The sequence below is a fragment of the Vibrio crassostreae 9ZC13 genome (genome assembly GCF_000272045.2).
Lineage (GTDB): Bacteria > Pseudomonadota > Gammaproteobacteria > Enterobacterales > Vibrionaceae > Vibrio > Vibrio crassostreae_C.
The window spans coordinates 608,730-633,377 of sequence record NZ_AJYZ02000019.1; the positions used below are offsets into that span (position 1 = coordinate 608,730).

Annotated in this window: 19 protein-coding genes; 8 read left to right on the top strand and 11 right to left on the bottom strand. The window is 43.1% G+C overall.

Going from position 1 to position 24,648, the window contains the following annotated elements; all coding sequences use genetic code 11:
* Positions 1-566: 566 nt before the first annotated feature.
* Positions 567-878 carry a stress response translation initiation inhibitor YciH gene (gene yciH, locus A136_RS04085; protein ID WP_008221404.1) on the bottom strand — a complete coding sequence of 104 codons (312 nt, stop codon included), beginning with the start codon at positions 876-878 and terminating at the stop codon, positions 567-569.
* Between the two features lie 3 nt (positions 879-881).
* Positions 882-1,250: a DUF3319 domain-containing protein gene (locus tag A136_RS04090; protein WP_017060095.1), complete on the bottom strand. Its 369-nt coding sequence runs from the start codon at positions 1,248-1,250 to the stop codon at positions 882-884.
* Between the two features lie 100 nt (positions 1,251-1,350).
* On the opposite strand from A136_RS04090, the gene A136_RS04095 reads away from it, so the two are divergent.
* On the top strand, positions 1,351-2,319 hold the full coding sequence (locus tag A136_RS04095) for a tyrosine-type recombinase/integrase (protein WP_017060094.1): 969 nt from the start codon (positions 1,351-1,353) through the stop codon (positions 2,317-2,319).
* A 155-nt stretch (positions 2,320-2,474) separates the two neighbouring features.
* On the opposite strand, the gene A136_RS04100 is transcribed toward A136_RS04095, so the two are convergent.
* Positions 2,475-3,470, bottom strand: a complete 996-nt coding sequence (locus tag A136_RS04100) for a D-alanine--D-alanine ligase (RefSeq protein WP_017064584.1) — start codon at positions 3,468-3,470, stop codon at positions 2,475-2,477.
* 179 nt (positions 3,471-3,649) lie between these two features.
* The gene (locus A136_RS04105; RefSeq protein ID WP_017064585.1) at positions 3,650-4,213 is read right to left on the bottom strand and encodes an SPOR domain-containing protein; all 564 of its coding nucleotides are present in this window, start codon (positions 4,211-4,213) and stop codon (positions 3,650-3,652) included.
* Positions 4,214-4,429: 216 nt separating this feature from the next.
* Between A136_RS04105 and A136_RS04110 the strand changes: the two genes are divergently transcribed.
* On the top strand, positions 4,430-7,111 hold the full coding sequence (locus tag A136_RS04110; protein WP_017064586.1) for a bifunctional acetate--CoA ligase family protein/GNAT family N-acetyltransferase: 2,682 nt from the start codon (positions 4,430-4,432) through the stop codon (positions 7,109-7,111).
* Here the strand turns inward: A136_RS04110 and A136_RS04115 are convergent.
* Positions 7,103-7,990: a LysR family transcriptional regulator gene (locus A136_RS04115; protein ID WP_017064587.1), complete on the bottom strand. Its 888-nt coding sequence runs from the start codon at positions 7,988-7,990 to the stop codon at positions 7,103-7,105. The genes A136_RS04110 and A136_RS04115 overlap by 9 nt on opposite strands.
* Positions 7,991-8,214: 224 nt before the next feature.
* On the opposite strand from A136_RS04115, the gene A136_RS04120 reads away from it, so the two are divergent.
* Positions 8,215-10,347 carry a TonB-dependent hemoglobin/transferrin/lactoferrin family receptor gene (locus A136_RS04120; protein ID WP_017060089.1) on the top strand — a complete coding sequence of 711 codons (2,133 nt, stop codon included), beginning with the start codon at positions 8,215-8,217 and terminating at the stop codon, positions 10,345-10,347.
* A 340-nt stretch (positions 10,348-10,687) separates the two neighbouring features.
* On the opposite strand, the gene galE is transcribed toward A136_RS04120, so the two are convergent.
* The 3 genes from galE to A136_RS04135 form a co-directional block, all read right to left on the bottom strand.
* Positions 10,688-11,701 (bottom strand): UDP-glucose 4-epimerase GalE, encoded by a 1,014-nt coding sequence (gene galE, locus A136_RS04125; protein WP_017060088.1) that lies wholly within the window; start codon positions 11,699-11,701, stop codon positions 10,688-10,690.
* An 85-nt stretch (positions 11,702-11,786) separates the two neighbouring features.
* A complete protein-coding gene (locus A136_RS04130; protein WP_017064588.1) occupies positions 11,787-13,760 on the bottom strand; it encodes a diguanylate cyclase domain-containing protein in 1,974 nt (657 codons plus the stop codon).
* Positions 13,760-14,296 carry a YfiR family protein gene (locus tag A136_RS04135; RefSeq protein ID WP_017064589.1) on the bottom strand — a complete coding sequence of 179 codons (537 nt, stop codon included), beginning with the start codon at positions 14,294-14,296 and terminating at the stop codon, positions 13,760-13,762. Before A136_RS04135 ends, A136_RS04130 begins: the two co-directional genes overlap by 1 nt.
* Positions 14,297-14,671: 375 nt before the next feature.
* Between A136_RS04135 and A136_RS04145 the strand changes: the two genes are divergently transcribed.
* The 3 genes from A136_RS04145 (at position 14,672) to A136_RS04155 (ending at position 17,303) form a co-directional block, all read left to right on the top strand.
* Positions 14,672-15,415: a 5-oxoprolinase subunit PxpA gene (locus tag A136_RS04145; protein ID WP_017064591.1), complete on the top strand. Its 744-nt coding sequence runs from the start codon at positions 14,672-14,674 to the stop codon at positions 15,413-15,415.
* A gap of 177 nt (positions 15,416-15,592) precedes the next feature.
* Positions 15,593-16,360 carry a 5-oxoprolinase subunit B family protein gene (locus A136_RS04150; RefSeq protein ID WP_017064592.1) on the top strand — a complete coding sequence of 256 codons (768 nt, stop codon included), beginning with the start codon at positions 15,593-15,595 and terminating at the stop codon, positions 16,358-16,360.
* The gene (locus A136_RS04155) at positions 16,353-17,303 is read left to right on the top strand and encodes a biotin-dependent carboxyltransferase family protein (RefSeq protein WP_029235235.1); all 951 of its coding nucleotides are present in this window, start codon (positions 16,353-16,355) and stop codon (positions 17,301-17,303) included. The genes A136_RS04150 and A136_RS04155 overlap by 8 nt, the downstream gene beginning before the upstream one ends.
* Before the next feature lie 180 nt (positions 17,304-17,483).
* On the opposite strand, the gene A136_RS04160 is transcribed toward A136_RS04155, so the two are convergent.
* The 3 genes from A136_RS04160 to A136_RS04170 all read right to left on the bottom strand — a co-directional run bounded on the left by A136_RS04160 (position 17,484) and on the right by A136_RS04170 (position 22,585).
* Entirely contained in the window at positions 17,484-18,938 is a 1,455-nt protein-coding gene (locus A136_RS04160; RefSeq protein WP_017064594.1) for an FAD-dependent oxidoreductase, read from the bottom strand.
* Between the two features lie 532 nt (positions 18,939-19,470).
* The gene (locus tag A136_RS04165) at positions 19,471-21,909 is read right to left on the bottom strand and encodes an ABC transporter permease (RefSeq protein ID WP_017064595.1); all 2,439 of its coding nucleotides are present in this window, start codon (positions 21,907-21,909) and stop codon (positions 19,471-19,473) included.
* Position 21,910: 1 nt separating this feature from the next.
* Positions 21,911-22,585 (bottom strand): ABC transporter ATP-binding protein, encoded by a 675-nt coding sequence (locus tag A136_RS04170; protein WP_017064596.1) that lies wholly within the window; start codon positions 22,583-22,585, stop codon positions 21,911-21,913.
* Here A136_RS04170 and A136_RS04175 point away from each other — a divergent pair.
* Complete coding sequence (locus A136_RS04175) at positions 22,584-23,201, top strand: arylesterase (protein ID WP_017060079.1); 618 nt, start codon at positions 22,584-22,586, stop codon at positions 23,199-23,201. The two genes, A136_RS04170 and A136_RS04175, sit on opposite strands and share 2 nt — an antisense overlap.
* 81 nt (positions 23,202-23,282) lie before the next feature.
* A complete protein-coding gene (fabV, locus tag A136_RS04180) occupies positions 23,283-24,482 on the top strand; it encodes an enoyl-ACP reductase FabV (RefSeq protein WP_017064597.1) in 1,200 nt (399 codons plus the stop codon).
* Positions 24,483-24,648 lie beyond the last annotated feature (166 nt).

Genomic DNA, 24,648 nt, shown 5'->3' on the forward strand with positions numbered 1-24,648 from the left:
AACTTTATTAGCTGATGGATTTGAACGAAAGCTCAGCATGTGCAGTTGATAAAAAACATTGGTCGCGTGTGTGAAATCTGAAAAAGAAACAACAGCAATGCTCACAAGAATCACACACAACGCGGCGGTTCGTTAGTGCAAACAGAGAAGTGGCAAGATAAGTTAAATCAGATGGACAAAGTTTCTCGTCAATTAGATTTGCTGAATGAAGGTTGGATTGTGTAGATGTTGGCCGCACATATAATTATTTGATTTCAAATGCGCTAAGAAAACCCTGAACGGCGCAAGAAGCGTGAGAGTCAGTTGGAACAAGGATTTTAAGGACAAAAGATGAGAATACTACCTTTAGAATTAACTACACGTATTATTAACTGCGTATTATGTACGTTATGTTAAATGGATTTTGATGTTTATAAGGCAGGTATCTTTGTGCGATGCCCTGCCTTTGTATTGTGCCGATATTCTCTAATTTATACTGTGTATTTAACCATACTGGCTATTTACCATAAAATACCTAATAACCAGTGATAATAATCTTCGATTTTAACCCTGGTATTAGTTAGAGATTAACCGCCAGCAAATTTAACTTTGTAGCCTTTCTTTTCAAGGTGCGCTTTGATCTTGTCGCGCGCGTCACCTTGAATTTCGATGTTGCCATCTTTTACTGAGCCACCGCAGCCGCAAACTTTCTTGAGTTCTGCTGCCATTAGTTTTAATGGTGCGTCATCTAGGTCTAAGCCAGTTACGACAGAAACGCCTTTGCCTTTACGGCCTTTGGTTTCTTTTTGGATTCGAACGATACCATCGCCTTTAGGACGTTGGACTTTCTCTTCTTCAGGCTTAATGCGACCTGTTTCTGTTGAATATACTAGGCTCATAATTTACTTCTTTTGTTGCTCTGCTTTTTGTTTTGCGAGTAAGTAAGCTTCTATATGGCGTTGGATTGCAACCTTACCGCCTTTGATTAAGCGACCGTTAAACATGCAATACCACGCATTAGGCTCACCGGTGTCATTCTTGATTTGGTAGCCGTTGAAGTTTTCAGTCGAGCCACCAGTTCCTCTCGACTTATTTAATGACATGAATTCTTTTGGATCAATAATAGATGCGGTATCAATCCACCAATCAATACTCTTTTTCACGGCAGCTAGGTTGCCCTGAATAACGTTGTTTTTTAACTTAGCACGCCAAACTGTGTTGTTAGCATCTATCGATTGAAGATGGACGCTTCGGTAAATTGAATTAGCCATATCTATTAATCATCTTTTTGTTTTCACTGCATTAATCATAAGTATACTAATAATGATATCAAGCATAATATGGTAAAAACACCTGTAGAGGTATGGTAATTTGAGAAAAAAAGTCCCTATTTTAACTGACTCTGTGATAATTAATTCATTTGTTGAAAAATTAAACAGCAACGCGACAATAGAAATTATAGATGAGTTGACAGGATTTCAATACTCTCGCAATTCACTGTTGGGCATTTACAGTGATTGGAATCGCTATCATGCGTTCTGTACCAAACATCGTATTAACACACTTCCCGCATCTATAACCGCTGTTCGTCGTTTTCTTGAAACGGAGTCTAACGATAGAAAATACGCATCGCTAAAACGTTACACTGCAACGCTTAGCATGTTACATACTGTGTTGAGCTTTGCTAACCCGATCAAGCACAGGCAAGTTCGCTTTACCCTACTCCACTTACAATCTCAAATGGCCGGTGACGCTAAACAAACCAATGCTATGACATCTGTGCATCTCACTGATTTGAATACGTTACTCTCCCATGAGAAAGCAAACCTGAAAGAGATCAGAGACATTGCTATTTATAACGTGATGTTCGAGTGTGCTTTAAAGCGCTCAGAGCTTAAGTTGTTATCGATGAGTGATGTTGAGTACGTTGAAGATCATTACCAAGTAACAGTCAAAGATTCGGCTTATCAGTTGTCACAAATAGCCAGTGTTGCACTTCAACGTTGGCTTTCGTTTACTGGTATACAAGATGACTTGCCAGTATTTCGTGCGATAGACAAGCATGAGAATATTGGTTTGCAGCCTTTAGATGATTCGTCCATCTATAGGATATTGAGAAGAGCTAGCGACTTACTTCAACTGCCAGAAAATCACCATTTCTCTGGAAATTCGATTCGTGTTGGTGCTGCACAAGAGTTGTCGAAACAAGGTCTTAAGGTGAGAGAGATTCAGGACTTTGGTCGTTGGCTTAGCCCGGCAATGCCAGCTCAATATGTCGGTTTCACGGGAACGGCTGATAGTGAGAAGATGAAGTTTAAGGCGTTAATACCTTGGCAATGACGGGTCGCAGATTACTTGGATATTACTATTTTGATATAAGTTATGGTTAAAACGATATTTGTAAAAACGGTTAGCGTTAAAAACAAAAAGCGCCTTGGCGAAAGCTCAAGGCACTTGTTGGTTCAGCTCTAAGTGAACGAAAACGAGTTAGAAACCTAAGAAAGGCTTGTTCTCACGCAGTTTTCTAAGAACTGGCTGAATTTGTGGCCGTCATGCTCAACCATTTTAGGGAACATGGAGATTGGCGTCATACCTGGGAAGGTGTTGACTTCGTTCAGGTAGATCTCGTTGTCTTGCGTTAAAAAGAAGTCGATACGAGACAAGTGACGAAGCTTCATCTGGGTGAAGACTTTTCGTGCGCTGTCTGCAATCAATTCACGCTGTTCGTCAGTTAAATTACTTGCTTCAACTTCAGTGATCGAGTGGCTGTCTGCACTGTACTTCTCTTCGTAAGAGTAAAATGCGCCATTCGGTGCAATCACCTCACCCGGCTTGCTGATGTGTAGCTCGCCATCGATTTCATAAGCAGCAATTTCTAGCTCTCTAGGCACCACTGATTTCTCAACCAATACTTGGTCCGAGAAAGTGAACGCCTTGTTGATAGCCTCGCTTAAATCTTCTACTTGGTTAACTTGGTAACAACCTACAGAAGAACCTTGACGAGCCGCTTTCACAAACACTTTACCCCACTTTTCAAATGCTTGAGTTGCTTGTGAGTGAGCTTGATCATTGTTGTCTGATAAGAACAGGTACGGCGTGTTTGGAATACCAAGTGCGTCGTACCAAAGCTTTGACGTGATTTTGTTAAAGCTGTTGTTGCTTGCTTCTGGACCACAACCTAGGTATGGAATTTTAGCCATTTCAAACAGTGATTGAATGTCACCTGTTTCACCTGGGAAACCGTGTATGCAAGGCACAATGAAATCGACTTTAGATGCTAAATTGTCACCGCGTAAGGTTTGGTCGTTAATATCAAGATAAACCAATTCACCTGAATCAAGACACCAGCCTTCGTTCTTAATTTCAACTCTTACAACGTTAAAATCTGCAACGCTATTAAGTTGTTCAAAAAGGTAATTGGCTGAAACTAAAGATACTTCATGCTCTGAAGATCCACCGCCGCAAAGTAGAAGGATGTTTGTGGTGTTCATGGGTAAATTCGGTCCTTGAAACTAGGAGTACTGACTTCAATGATAAACAAAAGTCGAGATAGGTACAGTGTTTTGATTGTTAAAATTGCGTTCGAAAGATCGAGCGATTAACTATTAAACAAAACAGCGAGTCTTAAAACAAAAGAAGGAGCATTTGCCCCTTCTTTATGAATCAAAACTTAGTTCAACTTGTTAAGCGTTGGGTATTCAGAGTTCTTGATGTCATCAATGCTCTTAACGAACGGCTTCAAGTTTTGGAAAGTGTTCGGCAGTGTTGAGATTGCCTTTTTAGCTTCTAAGCGTGTTGCGTAGTCACCATAAAGTACCGTGAACCACTTAGTGCCGTTAACCATTTTGTAGTTTTCCCAAACTGGCTGAGAAGTCGTAGGTAGCATTTTCACGAAAGAATCGACTTTACTTTGGCTGCCAACAGCAACAACTTGAACTGTGTAACCAAAACGCTGGTTCATGTCTTGTTGTTTCTTCGTTGGTCCTGTCACTACTGCAACTGGCTTAGCTTTAGTCGTTTGAGTGACTTTCTGTTCAACAGGTTCAGTTCTGATCACGTTGACAACGTTTTCTTCAACAACGCCTGTTTGCTCAGATTGAGATACAACTGGAGCTTCAACTTTGGCCGTCTTGTACTCTTCTTGATAACTATCTGAAGTGACATTGGTAACGTAGTCGTCAGATACACACGCAGCCAAGAGCAGTGGCAAAGTCACAATTGCAAATTTTTTCATGGAAAGCTCTATATCCTTAATAATAATTACTATAAATCATGCCGATACGTCGGTTTAGAATCAAGTTAACTTTGGGATTATACACCATTAGTGGGTGACCTATTTCACAAACTTTATGCAGTGTTTACTTATTAATCTGAATTCGGTGAATTTGCCATCAACCTGTGAGTGCAAAGTAAGTTACGATGAACTTACGTGCATTGCTAGGATATGTCTATGAATCATCTTGATCCCCTACTTAAACCCCGTTCAATCGCTGTTGTTGGTGCTTCTCAACGAGAAACACGCGCAGGATATATTGTTATGAACAATTTGTTGCATGGGGATTTTAAAGGTGCGGTGATGCCGGTTACGCCGAAATATGATTCAGTGGCCGGTGTGCTTTCTTACAAGAACATTTTGTCGTTACCGATTGTTCCTGACCTCGCAATCTTGTGTACCAATGCGACCCATAATGTCGCTATTTTTGAAGAACTGGCTGAGAAAGGTATAGCCTCTGTCATTGTGCTTTCTTCAGACATGCAGCAAGAAAGCGATAATGGTGAGACGTATGATGAACGATGCCTAGCGATTGCCAAAAAGCACAACATTCGAGTGTTGGGTTCCAATAGTTTGGGGGTGATTGTCCCTTGGTTAAATTTGAACGCCTCATTCTCTCCAGTGACAGCATTACCCGGTAAGATCGCCTTTGTTTCTCAGTCGGCAGCTGTGTGTACCACTATTCTCGATTGGGCTAATGACAAAGAGATCGGTTTTTCGGCGTTTATCTCTATAGGCAATGGTAGCGATATCGAATTCTCGGAGTTATTGGATTATCTCAGTACCGACTCTCACACCGAAGCGATATTGCTTTATGTAGACAGCATTACTGATGCGAGGCGCTTTATTTCTGCAGCGCGTGCGGCTTCGCGTAACCGACGAATTTTGGTGTTGAAAGGCGGTCGAACGGCGAAAGGCAGAGCCGCAGCAATGGCTCACACTGGCGGTGCCGACACATTAGATATTATTTATGATTCCGCAATCCGACGCAGCGGCATGCTACGAGTTAAGAACTTACATGAACTGTTTGCTGCGGTAGAAACACTGACTCATTCAGTACCATTGCGAGGCGAGCGCTTGGCTATTGTTACTAATGGTGGCGGCCCTGCGATTATGGCTGTGGACACCCTATTTGACCGCGGTGGTAAGCTCGCAGAGTTTTCAGAAGAGACACTTGATAAGTTGAACAAGGTTTTGCCATCGAGTTGGTCTCATAGCAATCCTATCGATATTGTCGGCGACGCTGGTGATCAACGTTATATCGACACTATAAACATCTTACTCGATGGCGATGAAGCAGACGCGATTCTTATCATGCACAGCCCTTCAGCGGTCGCACATTCCGCTAAAACGGCAGAACGAATTATTGAAGCGATTAAGAAGCACCCTCGCCACAAGCGCTTTAACATCCTGACGAATTGGTCTGGTGAGCTAACAGCAAGGCCCGCACGAAAGCTGTTTACCGAAGCGGGTTTCCCAACTTATCGGACCCCTGAAAGCTCTGTGGTCGCATTCATGCACTTAGTCGAGTACAGACGTAACCAACGTCAGTTAATGGAAACGCCGACCACTGCAGAAAAAGTACACATTGAAGATCTAGCAGATGCGAAAGGTTGGATAGAAAGAAAACTACTGGATAAAGATACAGTTAGCCTTGATACTCACCAAAACAGTCAGTTTTTCAAGAGCTTCAACCTCGATGTGTTACCAACTTGGATCGCTTCTGACCCAAGTGAAGCGGTACACATCGCTGAAACGATCGGTTATCCCGTCGCAGTAAAATTACGTTCGCCGGATATTGCACATAAGTCAGACGTACAAGGCGTGATGCTCAATTTGCGAAACAGCAGTGAAGTTGCCAATGCGGCTCAGGCAATTCTCGATCGTTCTCAATTATCCTTCCCTACAGCAAACATCCACGGCTTGTTAATTCAAGGTATGGCTAAGCTCGCGGGCGGCCAAGAGTTGCGTATTAAGGTTACAACAGACGAAACCTTCGGCCCAATCATATTACTTGGACAAGGTGGTTCGGAGTGGGATGAGTCGATTGATGCCGCAGCTGCTTTTCCACCGCTCAACATAACACTGGCGCGTTACTTGATTATTCGAGCGATAAAAAGCGGCAAGATTCGTCTACAAAAACTCCCTAACCCCATCGATATAGAAGGTTTGTCTGAGTTATTGGTACGTATATCGCAAATGGTAGTGGATTGCCCTGAAATACATGATTTGGATATCCATCCAGTACTGGCCAATGGTGACAAGTTCACGATATTAGATGCCGATATCATCTTGAAAGCGTACGAAGGCGATCCACAGGAACGTCTTGCGATTCGCCCTTATCCGGTCGAGCTTGAAGAACGTATCCAGCTAAAAGATGGAACCGAAGTGTTGTTACGCCCTATTCTTCCCGAAGATGAACCGCTTCATGCTGACTTCATTAACCGTGTGTCTAAAGAGGATCTGTATAAGCGTTTCTTTAGTGATGTCGGTGAATTCAATCATGAGGCGTTGGCGAATTTCACTCAAATTGATTTCGATAGAGAAATCGCCTTTGTGGTCGTTCGCGAGGAACAAGGCGTTCCAGCGATCATCGGCGTGTCCCGTGCGCTGATTAACCCTGAGAACACAGACGCCGAATTCGCAATATTGATTCGTTCTGACCTTAAAGGTGTTGGTCTAGGTCGCATTCTTATGACCAAGGTTATCGATTACTGCCGTGCGAAGCAGACCAAGCAGATGTCGGGTATGACGATGCCAACCAATAGAGGGATGCTGACACTAGCTCAAAAGCTCGGTTTTAAGCTAGATATCAGTTTTGAAGATGGTACTGCAGATATGGTGTTACCGTTACTTTAACGCCCATGTCTTTTTAAGATGTTGGATACACCAAGACTTGGCGTCGCCCATTTTGTTGCGTCGCCAAGCCATAACAATATCGATCGGTTGTGGTTCTGTACCGGAGATCTGCTGTAGTACGCCAGATTCAATCAAAGGTTTAGCGACACTATTCGGTAAGGTGCCAATCCCTAGTCCTGATGTCAAAGCCTCTACTTTCGCAGGAAAGCTTGTCACGGTTAAACGAGGCTGTTTCTCTAGAATATTGATGCTTAGTGCTGGCTGATCGCGTGCGGTGTCTGCAATGGCAATAACCCTGTAACTTTCTCTCGCCTTCTGATCGAATTCACCAGAACGCTTGTGAACATAATGGTTTGATGCTGCCACCCAAACCATTTCTATTTTACCTATTACGTCACTTTTAATGTCGTTTGGAATCGTATCAAGCTTTGGGCACACAAGTAAGTCAGCTCGGCCATCGGCCAGAGATTCCCAACAACCCGCTAAGATTTCCTCTTGCAAACGAACGCGTGTTTTACTGATTTTTCCTAGTTCATCTACCAGTGGGAAAAAGTTAGCAATCGGGATAATGCCATCAAAGGCGATGGTCAAATCGAGCTCCCAACCATTGGCTAGAATGCTTGCCTCGTTAACAAGACGTTCTGTAGCTCCAAGAATGATTCTACCTTGCTCAAGTATCAACTGACCCGCTTCCGTGAAATTTGCACGGTGGCCTGAGCGGTCAAAAATCATGATGTCTAGATCTTGTTCAAGCTTCTGTATTTGATAGCTGAGTGATGAAGGCGCTCTGTCCATTTCATTGGCCGCGGCGGCGAAACTTCCACGTCGGTCGATGGCGTCTAGGATGTGTAACGCTTCAAGTGTTATTGGACTATGCATAGCTTTCCTACTTTATAAATGAGACTTGAATCACAAAAACAGAAGCATTCAGACTGTGAATGGAACTGTAAAAGTCTTTTTAATACAGATATTTAAGAGTATTAATTATGAGTTAGTTGATAAAATTGAAAATTATTTAAATGCAAATAATAGTAATTATCATTTAGATCCAATATTATATTTCGCAAATCAAGATAATACTATGGAACTAAGGTAACTATCAGATGTATAAGCAATCCCTGCTCTCTGCTTCAATCGTTTTAGCGCTTTCATCAACATCAGCCTTTGCTGAAGATTATGCCCTATTTGACGAGGTTGTTGTATCTTCGACTCGTACTAATCAACAACTTGAAGATGTTGCTGCGTCGGTAACTGTGATTAACGATAAAGATATCGAAAAAAACATGGTTACGGATGTAGAAGACTTATTTAAGTACACACCAGGTGTCACGGTGACGACGAATTCTCGCCAAGGGATTCAAGGTATTAACATTCGTGGTATGGAAGGTAACCGAGTAAAGGTTATCGTTGATGGAGTATCACAAACTAGCCAATTTACTCCAAGTGGTACTCAGTCATATAACTTCATTAACTCTTCACGCATTGATGTCGATACGGATATGTTGAAGTCTGTCGAGATTGTTAAAGGTGCGGCTTCTTCTCTGTATGGTTCTGACGCGATTGGTGGTATTGCTGCGTTCGAAACAAAAGACCCGAGTGACTTTTTAAAAGACAAAGACTTCGGTGGCCACGCGAAGTTCAACTACTCTTCATCTGATAATACCTTTAGCGAATCGGTTGCTTTAGCAAATCGTATTGGCGACCTAGAAACGTTAGTTGCTTATACTCGCAGAGACGGTGAGCAAACTGATAACTTTGGTACACCTGATGAGCAAGATACTCAGAACAACAACTTGTTGGTTAAGCTTCAGTACCAATTAAACGAACAACACCGTTTAGAGTTTTCTGGTAACTTCATTGAGAATTCTGGTGATACCGATTTAAATAGTGCAAGTTACACCGACTACACTGGCGAAGACACAACTAGCCAACAGCAAATCGGTATCAAACATATTTGGGATGCTGACCTAGCGTTTGCAGATACTATTACTTGGCAAGCTGACTGGCTGAGCAAAGAAGAGAATGGCGTAACTAATCGTACTTCTAATGGCGGTATGTTCCTACCTCCGGCAGGTAATGTTCAGAAAAAGGACTATATCTACGAGGATGAAGGTTATCAATTTGATGTGCAATTCGATAAGTTCTTCATGACGGGTAATGTAGAAAACTACTTTATCTATGGCGCTTCATATTCGGACAAAGACATTAAAAACGTTAATAACGAATATAACTCCATCAGCGCAGACCAAGTTATTTTCTACATCCCTGCCGCATCTGAAAGAAAATATGGATTCTTTGCTCAAAATGAAATGACGATCGGAAATTGGATGATTACTCCGGGTGTTCGTTTTGATGGTTTTGAAACTGATCCAGGTGATACAAGTCAAAACCCAAGTGGTAACCCAGAAGAGTCTTATGCAAAATATTCAGACTCAGCTGTTACCGGACGTTTGGGTACAACTTACACGCTTAATGATGAAAATAAGATCTTCGGTCAAATCAGCCAAGGCTTTAGAGCTCCTGATTTCCAAGAGCTTTACTACTCATTTGGTAATCCTGCTCACGGTTATTTGAATGCCCCTAACCCTGACTTAGAAGCTGAAGAAAGTATTTCATACGAGTTAGGTTGGCGTCATAACACAAATTATTCATCAAGCGAAATCGCTATCTTCTACAGCGATTATGATAACTTTATTGATAACGTAGCAGTTAGTGGCTCAGCCACTCCGGCCGATCCAACAATATATCAGAATGTAAACATTGATGAAGCCGTAATTAAAGGTATCGAAGCGTCAAATACACAGTCTTGGAATAGCTTCATGCCAGTGAAAGGTGTTAGTACTCGTGTTTCTGCAACGTATACTGAAGGTGAAGATGGCGAAGGTAATCCTCTTAACAGTGTAAACCCTTGGAACGCTGTCGTTGGTTTTAACTATGATGCTCCTTCAGCACTATGGGGTACATCACTTAACATAAGCTACACAGCAGGTAAGAAGTCTAGTGATATCAACAGCGATGGTTTGAATGATGAAATTCTACCAATTGATTCAGCAACTGTAGTTGACCTAACAGCATACTACTTGCCGATGAAGGATCTTACGCTTAGAGCAGGTCTCTTCAACGTTACGGATGAAGAGTACTACTCGTGGAATGACGTTCGTGGATTCTCACAAGAAGATAAAGATTACACGCAAGCAGGTCGTAACTGGTCAATTACAGCTAAATACGAATTCTAATTCGTTAAAAAACTGAATTGCAGATACTAAAAAGCCAGCTAAATGCTGGCTTTTATTATTTCACTAAAAAATTGTATAAAAAAGGTAATAAGTGAAATTACTTCTCTGCCATCTCTTTTTTAACCATTACTGCAGCAGCAACGATGAAAGTGATGATTAGGCCTAGTTCCATGATTAACTCCAAAGAAAATTAACATTAAACATATAATTCGCGAGCATAATAACACAGCGGATACAGAATGATACTTTTTAACCACTAATTTACTTTTTATTCGATTAAGATCAAAAAAGATGCCCGAAAGCATCTTTTAATTTTTGAATCATTCACGAAACCACTAGGTTAACCAGGGAATCCATTCGGGTTTGTTGACTGCCAGCGCCATGTATCTTCGGTCATTTCAGCCAATGTGCGGCTTGCATTCCAGCCCAGTTCTTTCTGAGCTTTAGCTGGATCTGCCCAACACTCTGCGATGTCACCAGGACGGCGTTCAACTAGCTTGTAAGGGATCTCTTTACCGCTTGCTTGTTCGAATGCTTTAACCATGTCTAACACACTTGAACCGTTACCCGTACCAAGGTTGTAGATATGAAGACCGTCTTTGCACCCTACTTTCTCAAGCGCTGCGATGTGGCCATCAGACAGATCCATTACGTGGATGTAATCGCGAACGCCAGTCCCGTCTTTTGTTGGATAATCGCTACCAAATACAGATAGGAATTCACGGCGGCCCACTGCTACTTGAGAGACAAATGGCATTAGGTTATTTGGGATACCTTGCGGGTCTTCACCTAGCTCACCACTTGGATGTGAACCTACAGGGTTAAAGTAACGCAGCAGTGTAATGCTCCAATCAGGATTGGCTTTTTGGAAATCGGTTAAACACTCTTCAACCATTAGTTTACTACGACCATATGGGTTGGTAGCGCTTGTTGGGAAGTCTTCAGTAATTGGCACACTTGCAGGATCACCGTATACCGTTGCTGAAGAGCTAAATACCAAGGTTTTTACACCCGCATCACGCATTGCATCAACAAGAACTAAAGTGCCGTTTACGTTGTTGTCGTAGTATTCAAGAGGCTTTTCCACAGATTCACCAACCGCCTTTAGGCCAGCGAAATGAATAACGGCTTCAATGTTGTGTTGCTTCATGGTTTCAGTCAAAAGCGCTTTATCACGAACGTCACCTTCAATGAAATTAGGGCGAACACCGGATACTTTTTCGATACGCTCTAGAACGCTTGGTTTACTGTTGTACAAGCTATCAAAAAGTACAGGTGTCATTCCTGCGTTGATCATCTGGATACTTGTATGGCTACCGATGTAACCCATGCCACCTGTAACTAAAACATTCATGTTTAGCGGACCTTTTAATTAAAAATATTCAACCTATCACTTATGATACAACAACTTAGGCAGAGGTCACAAACACCTACGGCTATTAACTATCACGAGAGAACACAAATTGACCTTTTCCTTTGCGTTTTGCTTGGTACATCGCCTCATCGGCAACCTTTAGAATCACGTCTATATCACGCTCTGAACCATCAACTAAGTGTATGCCCAAGCTCGCTCCAACATGAAGCGAACGCTGTTTATGGGTCACTTCTTGCCCGATCAGATCCAACAGTCGCTCCGCTAACTTTGCTAACAAGACTTTGTTGGTCTGTTTAATAATAAGAACAAATTCATCCCCCGACAAACGTGCTACCAAATCTCCTGCACGAACTTGAGATAGCAACCGGCTCGATACTTCTTTGAGGATTTCGTCGCCCGCATCGTGTCCATAGTTATCGTTAACGTGTTTAAAGCCATCGAGATCCAAGTAGATAACCGCAAAATGCTGATTAGAATAATGGCTAGACGTGACGACATCATCCATCACCTTATACAGCTGAGCTCTGTTGGCCAAACCCGTTAATGCGTCGTGATGAGCCAAGTGTTCAAGCCTTTCCATCTCTTTGACATTAGATAAATCAGACAGTGTGAGTACCATATCAAACTCGTCTTTCTCGTTGTCTGACGAAACTCGATTCACTTTTACAAACATTGGAACCAAAGTGCCGGATGCACTCTTCTCCCATACCTCGCCTTGCCACTGCCCATAATTTTCCAATGAACTGCGAATTGTCGGCATTAGGGATGAAAACTGTTGCCAAGAAAAAACGTCAAATGGTGTTTTGCCCACCAGCAGATCAGCGTGATAACCAAGAAGTTGGGTGACCGCTGGGTTTACCATGGCAATTACATTGGATGAATTCAGTACGATTAAGCCGTCTTTACTGTTCTCAAAAACACCCGCGGCTATACGCTGGCGACTCATGGCCGTTTCTATCCCCGTGACATCTTGGATTGCATAAAGAATACGACCGCGCTTTGACAACGAACGGCTGCTCACACGAAGCCAGCGTTTTGAGTTAAAGAGATCGGTGGTTTCGAGTAGTTCGTCATTCAGCTCAATATTAGCGTCGATAACCTCTTGTAAGAACCCAGTTTGCTTTGTTGCGATCAACTCTTGGATCAATAAATTTTCAAGAAACGCTTCGGTACACTTAAAAATGTCACGAGTGGCAGCGTTCGCATGAACGATGAACCCTTTTTCATCGGCTACCAACAACGAGTGCTGAACAGTTTCAATTACCTCATTCGCAAACGACTTTTCTTCTTGTAGTTTATCTAGCGTAAAATTGATTTGGTTGTCACGATGTTGAAGTCTTTCGAGCATCGTATTAAAAGCTCGAACCAGATCCCCTATCTCATCGTGGTTCGTTGCGACTAATTTTGGTTGTTCTGAACGACGTTCAACAAAGGCTTGCATCGCCTCATTAAGGTCAAACATCGGATCGATAATCAAGCGTTGAACCAATTTGACCAGTACCCCGCCTAACATCACCAGAAACAGCAAGTAGACGGCCGCAACCTTGAAAATATTCGTTAAGATCGTATTAAACGTTCCTTTTGATATTGTCACTCTCAAGTTAGCGATCACAGCGTCATCCAGCGTCACCGGAACAAGCAAAAAGATGAAATTCTCGGAGATGGCAAATTGGTGATCCGCGATGTCATTTAATTCATCGGTATTCGGCCTTGGAACCAGCGTATTACTCACTTGATAACTCGCAAAAAGCTGTTCGTTAATGTCATAGAGCTTCACCCTGACTATATCTTTATCCGCAACAAAGGCTGACAAAATCTCCTGAGCCGAAGATTTATCCTCAAATAGAATCGCGGCTTGTAGGTTATAGGCAACACCTTGTGCCAACACTTTAACTCGCTGAATAAGACTCTCTTTCTCTCGCTCAAAAGTGACAGTGTAATTAACTGATTGAATCGTTACAAAAGTAACCGCGATGAAGATGACAATCGGTAATATTAGCTTGTTTTTAATCGATAAATTATTAATGAAAGACAACATTATTGGCCCTCCACTATAGCGATTCGTAACAGGTTTGAGCCGATGACGTATTCACCGCGCCTTGCATTCACTAAGTTGATCTTAGGCTTTAGCTTATTATCGATGTGCGTTAGCTCAATGACTCCTCCCATGTCCGTAAAGTTTGGGATATCGCTAATCGTCACAGTATGTGGTGAGTGGGCTTTACGGCTAAATTCATCATTATCAAGATCAGATAGGTAAGTGATATCACACTTAGGAGTCACCAATTGATGTACTTGAATAGCGAGAGAACGAATAGATTTTCCTTGTGTAATCGACGTCAGTGCTTTGCTTACCTTCTCATCTCCAATCACACAGAAGTTAACCGTATTCATGGTGCTCTCGTCGTTCCAACGAATAAAGTTGGCAATTCTAAAAAGGTACACCGCTTTCACTTCATAAGGCTTGAAGCTAGCCGCCGATGTATTCAAAGGCACAATAAACATAGCTAAAGTGGCAAGGCTGAGTTTAGTAAAACCGAGCTTAATACGGTACTTGAGCCACTTAGAATTCATGAGAGACCCTCACATATACGGACTCTTGGTTGACACAAATCTCGGTAAGTTTTTGTGTCACTTTCGAAGCCGTTTCCATTTCGACATCTAACATAGACAACTCTTCAAGGCTCATCGACATGAGCTGGTCTAGAGAGTTTTCTTGAGCAGAGACAAAAACAGGTATCGTTAATGCTAGTCCTAAGCAAACCTGGCGGGATATCATGTGCTCACCTAATATACAGATAGATATTAATCCTTTAATCAATAGTTCAACTATATATGAAATGCCATACTGGTAAATCTACGGTGTCGAAAGTTTGAGTTAGGTCACTGTTTATTTATGGTATTTATAAGACCGTCATTACTTACCTCAACGTAAAGGATTAGCACCACGTGACAACGAAGATTTTGCTTAATTGCGACATGGGAGAAAGTTTCGGCAATTGGAAGATGGGCGATGACGAGTCGGTCATGGAATGGGTCGATATGGCAAACATCGCTTGTGGCTTCCACGCGTCTGATCCGCACGTTATGTCCAAGACGATAAAACTGGCGCAGCACTATCACACCCAAATTGGTGCTCATCCCGGTTATCAAGATCTCGTTGGTTTTGGTCGCCGTTCTATTCCACACACCATGGACGAAATCAGTGAGCTGGTTTGTTATCAAGTCGGTGCACTACAAGCCCTTTGCCGATATCACCATGCATCTGTTGGCTATGTGAAACCTCATGGCGCTCTTTACAACGATATGATGGCAAACATCGATGTGTTTAATGCGGTAGCCCAAGCCGTCGCTGAATTTAACATCCCCTTAATGATCCTCTCTTCGTCAGACAATCAGCAATATTTAGATATTGCTGACGATCATGACTTACCCCTCTTGTTTGAAGCGTTTGCCGACCGTGCATACTTGAATAATGGCCAGTTATCGCCGCGAACTCAAAAAGGCTCGGTTTACGTCAATCAAGACGACATCTACAACCAAGTCATGCAAATCATTAACTACGGTTCGGTCACGACCATTGAAGGTGAAAGGCTGCCTATTGAAGCCGATACCATCTGTGTTCATGGTGATAACCCCCAATCCATCGCATTAATTAGAAAAATCAGACAAGACCTCAACGCTTTTAACTAATATGAAGCGTGTGATTGGTATGGCGCATGGACTTATCACTCGCCTAACCGAGCATCGAACCAATTGCTCGTAAGGTCTAATCGCTTTGTATTGGTTTAGACACGGATGTTAAAAACGCCAAATACGCAAATAAAAGGCAGTAAGTAAATCAAAGGCAAACAAACGTATGGAAACGAAATGACGACGAATCAAATTGAGTTCAATATAGCGCCAGTCGCAGAATGCAGCGTTTTGGTGACCTTGACGCTATCGCCTTCAAATAATCAATCTAGCACTCAATATGCGCAGTACATGGCTCACTTTTCCGATGCCATTCGCCAAAATTTAGCGTCGGTGTTGATGAATGTGACACCTGCTTATCACACCATTCTGGTTGACTACTTACCTTATAGAATTTCAGAACATCAGCTCATGGAACAACTCAACGCCTTGTTGAGTCATGCTATTTCGCCCTTCTCTAGTGTTATTAACACGAGTAACACTATCGAGCTTCCCGCTTATTACTCACCAGAAAAAGCACTCGATTTAGACCGATATCAAGCCAAAGGCCTGTCGCTGGATGAGATCATTCAACATCACACCTCACAGACTTACAGCGTCAGTGCCATTGGGTTTACGCCTGGCTTTGCCTTTATGTCTGATGTGGTCAACGAGCTTGCTTTGCCTCGTCATTCAACCCCACGCTTAAGTGTGCCGAAAGGCAGCATCGCCATCGCGGATACGAAAACGGCGGTGTATCCTTCGGACTCACCGGGCGGTTGGAATATTATTGGCAATTGCCCACTCGCACTGTTTGATCACAGCCAATTAAAGAACGCTGGTACCACACAAACGCCGCTGTCTCTACTTAATGTTGGTGACACAGTCCGTTTCATCGCGATTTCAAAACAAGAATTTGTAGAGCTTAGGCTTATGGAGATTAGTGGAGATGTCGCTAATGGTTAATACCATCGCTAAACCAACACTAACAGTGATTAAACCCGGCCCGTTGAGTTTGATTCAAGATTTCGGACGATTTGGTGTTGCTCATCTCGGGTTGACACAAGGTGGTCCTGTTGATGATTACTCGTATAGCTGGGCCAATCACCTGCTCGGAAACCCAGTCAACCAAGCGGCGTTGGAAATCACGCTTGGGCAATGTGCGTTACGAATCGATTTTGATTGCGAAATGGCGTTATGTGGTGGCGATTTACAAGCGAAGCTCGATGGCAAACCACAGTCGAACTGGCGTACTTTTCAAGCTTTCGCAGGGCAAGTTCTCTCATTTGGTTTACCTAAAAATGGTCTAAGGGCGTATTTAGCCGTTAAGGGTGGCTTCGATGTCCCATCAACTCTTGATAGCTGTTCTACGGTGACTCGTGAAAAGATTGGTGGATTAACGCAAGATGGAGAGCCATGCCAACAAGGGCAACAAATAGCTTTTACCCAGCACCAACTATCACATTCATTTAAAGCGGTAAGTGTTACCTTCCGATACACGCCTGATTACAATCTACCCGTGAACCTACGAGTGATTGAAGGCTATCAAAGCGAGCTATTCTCCGAGTCAGCAAAAGAGACTTTGTATAACGCGCAGTATCACGTTGACCAAAACTCAAATCGGATGGGTTATCGACTCAGTGGCGAGCCCTTAGACTCGCCTGACATTTCGCTATTGTCAGAAGGCATTGCCCTAGGTGCGATTCAAATTCCACAAGATGGACAGCCTATCGTGCTGCTTAATGATAGACAGACCATAGGTGGTTATCCGAAGATAGGATGTGTCGCCAGAATCGATTTACCACGCTTGGCGCAAGCAAAACCTGGACATGCGATATCGTTCAGCAAGGGCGATCGCTTGGGCTTACAAGATGTTTGGTGCCAATGGGCTCAGTTTTTCGGCTATTAGTTTTTGCGATGTGTTATGTGCTAAATGCTATGTAGCTGAGAATAATCAACTAGGAAGATGTCATTTAGATGAGGTTCGGTATCTAAGCAGATGTTGAAATGAAGATTCGGCTTACCTATTACAGTAAGCCGAATTGAAGAAATTAAACGCAGTCGATGATGATAGACTAATTATAGGCTATTAAGCGTGATCTTGACCTGACACCTTGGCAAGCGCTTCTGGGTATCCACGTTCTTGTGTCAAATCTATCGCTCTGTTTTCAATATCATTTAGACTAAGTGACATTGTCACTGAGTGTGTGTCTTCAATAGATGCCGCCTCTGATACATCAAACCATTGCTCAGCGACCTTTTGTGCCGCTTCTAATGTTGAAGAAGCTTTTACTACTTCAAGTCGAGCATAGCGATCCCCACAGAATGAAACGTCTGAAGCTCTTAAGCTTGGATCGGTTCCCGGAATCTGTTGTGCACCAAACAAAGGTTTACCACCGACCAATGCAGAACTGAAACTTGGGATGAACTGAGACATATGCGTTATTGCCGCGCGAGTTCTTAATTCAAGCTGATCTTCACTCCAACCCGATACGATTTTCTTAAGCAGCTTCGAAGGCAACTGTGGCTGTGACGAGTCTGTTGACGATGAAACAAGCCCACCCTCAAACAGAGTAATCCCTTCTGTCATGCCGTGAAGTTGGAACACACCATCAGCATACGGCGTTAATTGCGCCATGCCTTGCGGTGTGCCTCTCGGGCCATGGAAGATAACTTCTGGCCACTCTTCCTTACATTCTTGCGAATATGGCCACTCTGTAACGTATGCAGCTTTAAACTCAACAAGTCTTTGCTGCTTAGAGCCAACAAAGTCATCTACGATACCCGTTTCAAACCCACTCGCATTAATCAAGTAATCGGTCGTTAGTTGGCAGCTTTGGTTTTCGGCATCGGTATAAGTCAAAGACCAACCTTGACCTGTCGACTCAACAGATTGTAATCGGCTGTTGGTTAACACAGTACAGTTAGCTTGTTGCCCCAAAGAGAGTTGAGCGGTCGCAGAAAGTCGGAATACGCTCCAGCCATACTCTTGGACCATCGCAACAGGATACTTTAGGGTCTCTAAATCCGTATGCTTGGCGAAAGGAATACACCAATCATCAAGCGATGTTGGTTTCAGAGGCTGTGTTTTCGCAGAAAGTGCTAATAAATCTTCTTTGCTGTACAGCTTATAATACTCTTCCGGATCACCGAGCACTTGGTTGCTTTTATCTTGTTTAACAAGATCGGCATAAGCGCTTTTGATTATCTTGAGACGAGGAAGCAGATCCAACGGCTCTCCACCATCACTGTGCGGAACGGCGATGATTGTCGGACGAATATTGATCGTATGAGGAAATAAGCGGACGGTATCAATTGACTGCGTGAGCAACTGAAGACACTGCTCTACAGAAATATCTCGATACAAATTGCCGCCAGCGTGCAGGTGGCAAATTGGTGGACCATTAACCAAACTCGGCCCTTTTTCTAAGATAGTGACCTTAAAACCCAACTCACTAAAGTGAATCGCGCTCGTTGTTCCGGCAATACCACCACCAACAATGGCAATAGAAGGTTGATTTGTATCCGTTTTGTTGTGGTTCATCGTGTTCTGTAGAATAAGATTAACTGCCTCTATTCTACTTTTGTTCTGCGATGAATTAAAACACATTTTTATCAAGGTCTTAGATAGGCGGGATTTAATATCTATGTAAAAAACATAAATAATCTCTTGACTCAATAACTCCAGATAGGGTTTTAAAGGTTATTCTAACAGTCAAATTTGTCCTAAGTGACGCCACATAAAGGCTGCCTCAGTACTCTTAAAACATAGCGGTTAACTTATCCCTAAAGTTATCCACCGTTTTTGTGGATAACTGTTGATAACGTTCTTGCTAAGTTGCGCAAACCCTTTGTTTACAGGGACTAACCGCTGTTCATTAAATCGGCATTATTGGGTAATTAGTTTTAAAAAATGCTAAAAACAGTGGAATCTAAGGTGCGATATTTTTTACTTATGCTACCGGTTGGTTAAATAAAAAACGGTCTAAAGCGACGTATTATAAATAGTGCATGACTAAGTATAAATAATCTCACTTTTAGACCGTTTTAAGCGCTTGGCTAGATCTCGCTAACGACTAGCCAAAATCCTTGTTTACTGGTGCCAACAAACGTTTGATTAAGCTATTCACTACCGCGGCTAATGTGATGAACGTTAGCACCGGTAGCGCTATCCACAACATCGGGTGAAGTGAAGGTTGTAACTCAAAACCAAAGTTCATCACTCCTGCCACGCTGAGCTCAGAACCAAGGGCTGCAATTGAGCCTGCGACTAACGCCATTAAACCGTACTCACACCAAATAGTATTGAGAATTCGCTTCTTACTCGCGCCTAATGTTCGATACAAGCGTATCTCTTGTTGTCTTTGAGATAAGCTCAATCGCAATAGAGTGAAGATAAGCAACAGCCCCGCCACCACACCTATCGCCGCAAGTACGGTAATCGACCAAACAATCTGCTTAAGCAACTCTTGGATCTTGCTACCCATCTTACGAATATCCATCAAACTCACGGTTGGATGATTTCGAGAGAGTTCGTTGAGCATCTGATTGTGTTGTTCTTCTAATCTGAAGCTCACTAGCCAAGTAGAAGGGATTGAACTCAAGACATCTGGAGTAAAAATGAAGTAGAAGTTCGGCTTCATTTCTCGCCACTCGACTTTGCGGATGCTATTCACCTTGGCAGAAACATTCTGGCTGTTGATTGTGAATGACAGCTCATCGCCAATCTTTAGATCCAGTTGCTCCGCGACATCCGATTCCACAGATACGCCATGCTCTTGTGTCCAGCTGCCTTCTAATACTTCATTGTACTTAGGTAAGCTATCTCCCCAAGTGAAGTTGATCTCACGGCTTAGTGCGTCTGTTTCTCCAGAGGTATCACTGTATTCCGATGCTTCGACACCGTTTATCGTCGTCAGTCGTCCTCGGATAATTGGAAACGCTTGAGTACGCTCTACTTCGTTTGCATCAATCGTCTCGAGATAACTGTCTTTTTCATAGCTTGCAATGTTAAGTGCAAACGCATTTGGTGCGTTCTCGGGTAAGGTTTGTTGCCAATCTGACAGTAAATCACTTCTTACCAACCAGATGATAGACAGCAACATCAGTGAAAGCGCTAAAGAGCCAAATTGAATCCCAGTTGCTAAAGGTGTGCGATTAATTCGACTCAATGCCAAACGCATCGATGTCGATGTCGGCAACTTACTAACTAAACGCAGAACAAGCGTACTGACGACCGCAAGCACTAAGAACAGGCAAGCGATACCCGCTAAAACTATCCATACCAATAGATTGTCGCCATACATCAGCATCATTGGAATAATCGGTACCAGTAACAACAAATATTTCTTGTAGCTTTCATTGGACTGGTGACTTGATTGGATAACGCTGATTGCCGAGGTGTTGACCAAGCCAATTAACGGGATACCAAGAGCAGGAACACCAATTAGGATGCTTGATAAAATCGCCAAGATTGCAGGTTCAATACCATAGCTAGGAAGTGGCGTTGGTAATAAGTCGCCCAGAGGTATACGAAGCAAAAACTCCAAGCCGATACCGATGGTTATTCCCAGTACTGCACCGATAACCACTAACAAAGATACCTGTACAGACAACCATTTAACGATCCACTGCTTGCTTGCACCTAAACTCTTAAGCATCGCGATGGTTTTACGACGACTCGCAACATAATGTTGGCAAGTGAGTACCAAAGTGGTCGCAGCCATGATCACTACGATAGCTACCGTTAGTGATAAGTATTGAGTGGTGCTTTCGAACATGTCGTTGGTACGACTGGCTGAGTCTTGTGTACGCCAGCGGTCACTTGGTGTCAGTTCGATACTGTCTTGTGCGGCTTTGAGTTTCGATTCATCACCATTTAAAAACAATCTAAAGCTAACGCGACTGCCCGGTTGAATCGCTCCCGTGGCATCGATATCACTTGTATGAATCAGCACAGCTGGCATTTGTTGGAATGGGTTAAAGCTTAAGCCTGGTTCTTGAGTGATTCGTCCAGTTATCGCTAAATCGGCATCACCAATAGTGACATTGTCACCAATTTCAACCTCTAACTGTGCAAATATACGCTCGTCTAGCCAAAGTTCACCCGGCTCAACATGGTTACTTGATGCTTTATCAGCGCCCTCTAAGATCATTTCACCGCGTAATGGGTAATTACTTTCAACTGCTTTTACCGTCACTAACTGCATTGAGTTATCACTGAATGCCATGGTTGAAAAACGAGTCAACTGAGATCTTTCTAATTGTTCAACTTGAGTGAGGTCTAACAAGGATTGCGGAATTGGGTTTGCTGAGATAAACACGATATCGGCAGTAAGCGCATCTTTGCCCTGCTTAACAATTACCTGCTCCATACGTTCGGCCAACGCCGACAATGCAAATACACAAGCAATAATAAGCGTTAAAGCGATTGAAACTGGCCAAAGCTGACCGTGTCGAATCTCTTCGATACTCCATGAAAACAGGCGTTTATTCAGTCCGTTTGATGAATTCAATTTAGACTTCCTTTATCTGACCGACATGCATCTTGAGTGTTCTTTGGCAACGTTGTGCAAGCTTAGGATCGTGTGTCACCAACACTAACGTTGTGCCGTGGGATGAGTTCAATTCAAACAACAACTCGACAATTTTGGCAGCAGTTTGTTGGTCTAGGTTGCCTGTGGGTTCATCGGCAAAAAGAATTTTTGGCTTAATCATAAATGCGCGCGCCAACGCGACCCTTTGTTGTTCACCACCCGATAGCTGCGACGGTAAGTGATCAAGCCTGTCTTTCAAGCCTACTGATTCAAGCAGAGCAGTCGCGCGTTCGATGTCTTCGTCTTCTCCCTTTAACAAACAAGGTAACGTGACATTTTGTAGCGCTGAAAGACTTGGAATTAACAAGAAGCTTTGAAATACAAACCCTACCGATTCACTGCGGATCTTCGCTCTTGCCTCGTCATCAAGCTGTGAAAGTGGCTGTCCTAATAAACTGATTTCGCCTTTCGTTGGTACATCAAGACCAGCAAGCAGCGTCATTAAGGTCGATTTACCCGCGCCAGACGTGCCGACAATCGCGACAGTTTCGCCTTCACGAATATCGATATCGACGTGCTCTAGGATTGTTAAATGTTCTTGATTAGTAGACACTGTCTTCGAAACAGCTTCTGCTTTAATGATGGATGTATGCATGACTCGACTAATTTCCTTTTTATTCTTTATTTTATTTTCAACCGCTTCTTTGGCTCAAGATACCCGCTTAGATTCTAAGTTACTGGTCCTTGGTGATAGCCTGAGTGCTGGTTACAACATGGACATCAAACAGAGTTGGCCAAGCCTGTTACCAGACGCGTTAGCAAAGCATGACAAAACGGTAACCGTGGTTAACGGGAGTATTTCTGGTGATACAACGGGCAATGGTTTAGCCCGCCTACCACAATTGCTTGAAGAACATGCTCCAGACACCGTTCTTATCGAACTTGGTGCGAATGATGGACTTCGTGGTTTCCCACCTAAGCTGATGTCTGCAAATCTTGAGCAGATCATTGAGCAGATAAAAGCTGCGGGCGCCAAACCTATAATGATGCAGATTAAAATCCCACCAAATTACGGAAAGCGTTACAACCAGCAGTTTGAATACGTTTTTGCAGCGCTTGCTGATCAACAAAACGTGCCACTTTTGCCGTTTTTCCTAGAGCATATCATCCTCAAACCTGAGTGGATGATGAACGATGGACTGCATCCAAAACCAGAAGCTCAACCTTGGATTGCTGAATTCGTCGCCGAAGAATTATATCAGTATCTTTAAGTTTTAATGGTCTAGCTCAATAAATTTTACACAGCTTTACGTTAGCCTGAGTGCATATCACCGTTAACTGTAAGGTTATTTATGCTGATCGAACCTGTTATCAAGGATGTGGTAGCCAAAAGCGCTCACCCTCTTGGCTGTCAAGAAGCCGTAAAGCAACAAATCAAGTTTGTTAAGAGTGCGCCGCAAATCAAAGATGGCTCTAAACGAGTACTGATTATCGGCGCTTCCTCAGGCTTTGGCCTTGCCGCTCGTATTGCCCTTACCTTTGGCGGCGCAAAAGCTGACACTATCGGCGTCTCATTCGAGCGCGGTCCAAACGAAAAATCCCTAGGTAGTGCTGGTTGGTACAACAACATCTACTTCAAAAAAGAAGCCGAACGAGAGCAACGCACTGCTATCAACATCGTTGGCGACGCATTTTCGCAAGAAACACGCTCACAAGTTGTCGAAGCCATTGAAACCTACTTCGAAGGTGAAGTGGATCTGATTATCTATAGCTTAGCTGCAGGCGTTCGTCCTAAACCAGATTCCGATGAGTTTTGGCGCTCTGCCATCAAACCTATTGGTGAAAGCGTAACTGGTGCAACCATTTCTCTGGAACACGACAACTGGGTCACCAACACGCTTGAAGCCGCGACGGAAGAAGAAGCCGAAAGCACACTCAAAGTGATGGGAGGCGAAGATTGGGAACAATGGATAGATGAACTGATCAACGCTGAGTCTATTGCTCCGGGTTGTAAGACGATCGCCTTCTCCTATGTTGGCCCTGAAGTGACGCACCCTATCTACTTAGACGGTACTTTAGGTCGCGCTAAGATCGACCTTCATCAAACCAGTCATGCATTAAACCTCGAACTAGCTAACTTCGACGGCAACGCTTACGCGGCGGTATGTAAAGCCCTAGTCACTAAAGCGAGCGTTTTCATCCCTGGATTAAGCCCTTACTTACTTGCTTTGTATAAGGTGATGAAAGAGAAAGAGACCCACGAAGGTTGTATCCAACAAATGCAGCGTCTGTTTGGCAGTAAACTTTATGGTCAAGCCAAAGTACCACTTGATGGTGAGCGATTGATCCGTATGGATGATTGGGAATTAGACCCAGAAACCCAAGCGCACGTAACTGAACTGCTAGAAAAGATGGACGAAAATAACTTCCAAACCTTAGGGGATTACCAAGGGTTTAAAGAAGAATTTCTACAATTAAATGGGTTTGCTCAACCATCGGTAGATTATAGCCAGAAACTTAATACAGAAGATTTTATAAAGTTAAAGCCTTAATCTAAAATTATCTCATTACTGAGACCCGGATTCACATTTGAAAACCTCTGCATAATTGCCGAGGTTTTTTCGTGCAACATTTCTTATACTTAGTTAACGTAAGATTCACAGTTTTCTTTGGTTCATCATAATTAACACAGGATGTGTTGATGCATTTAGCATAATT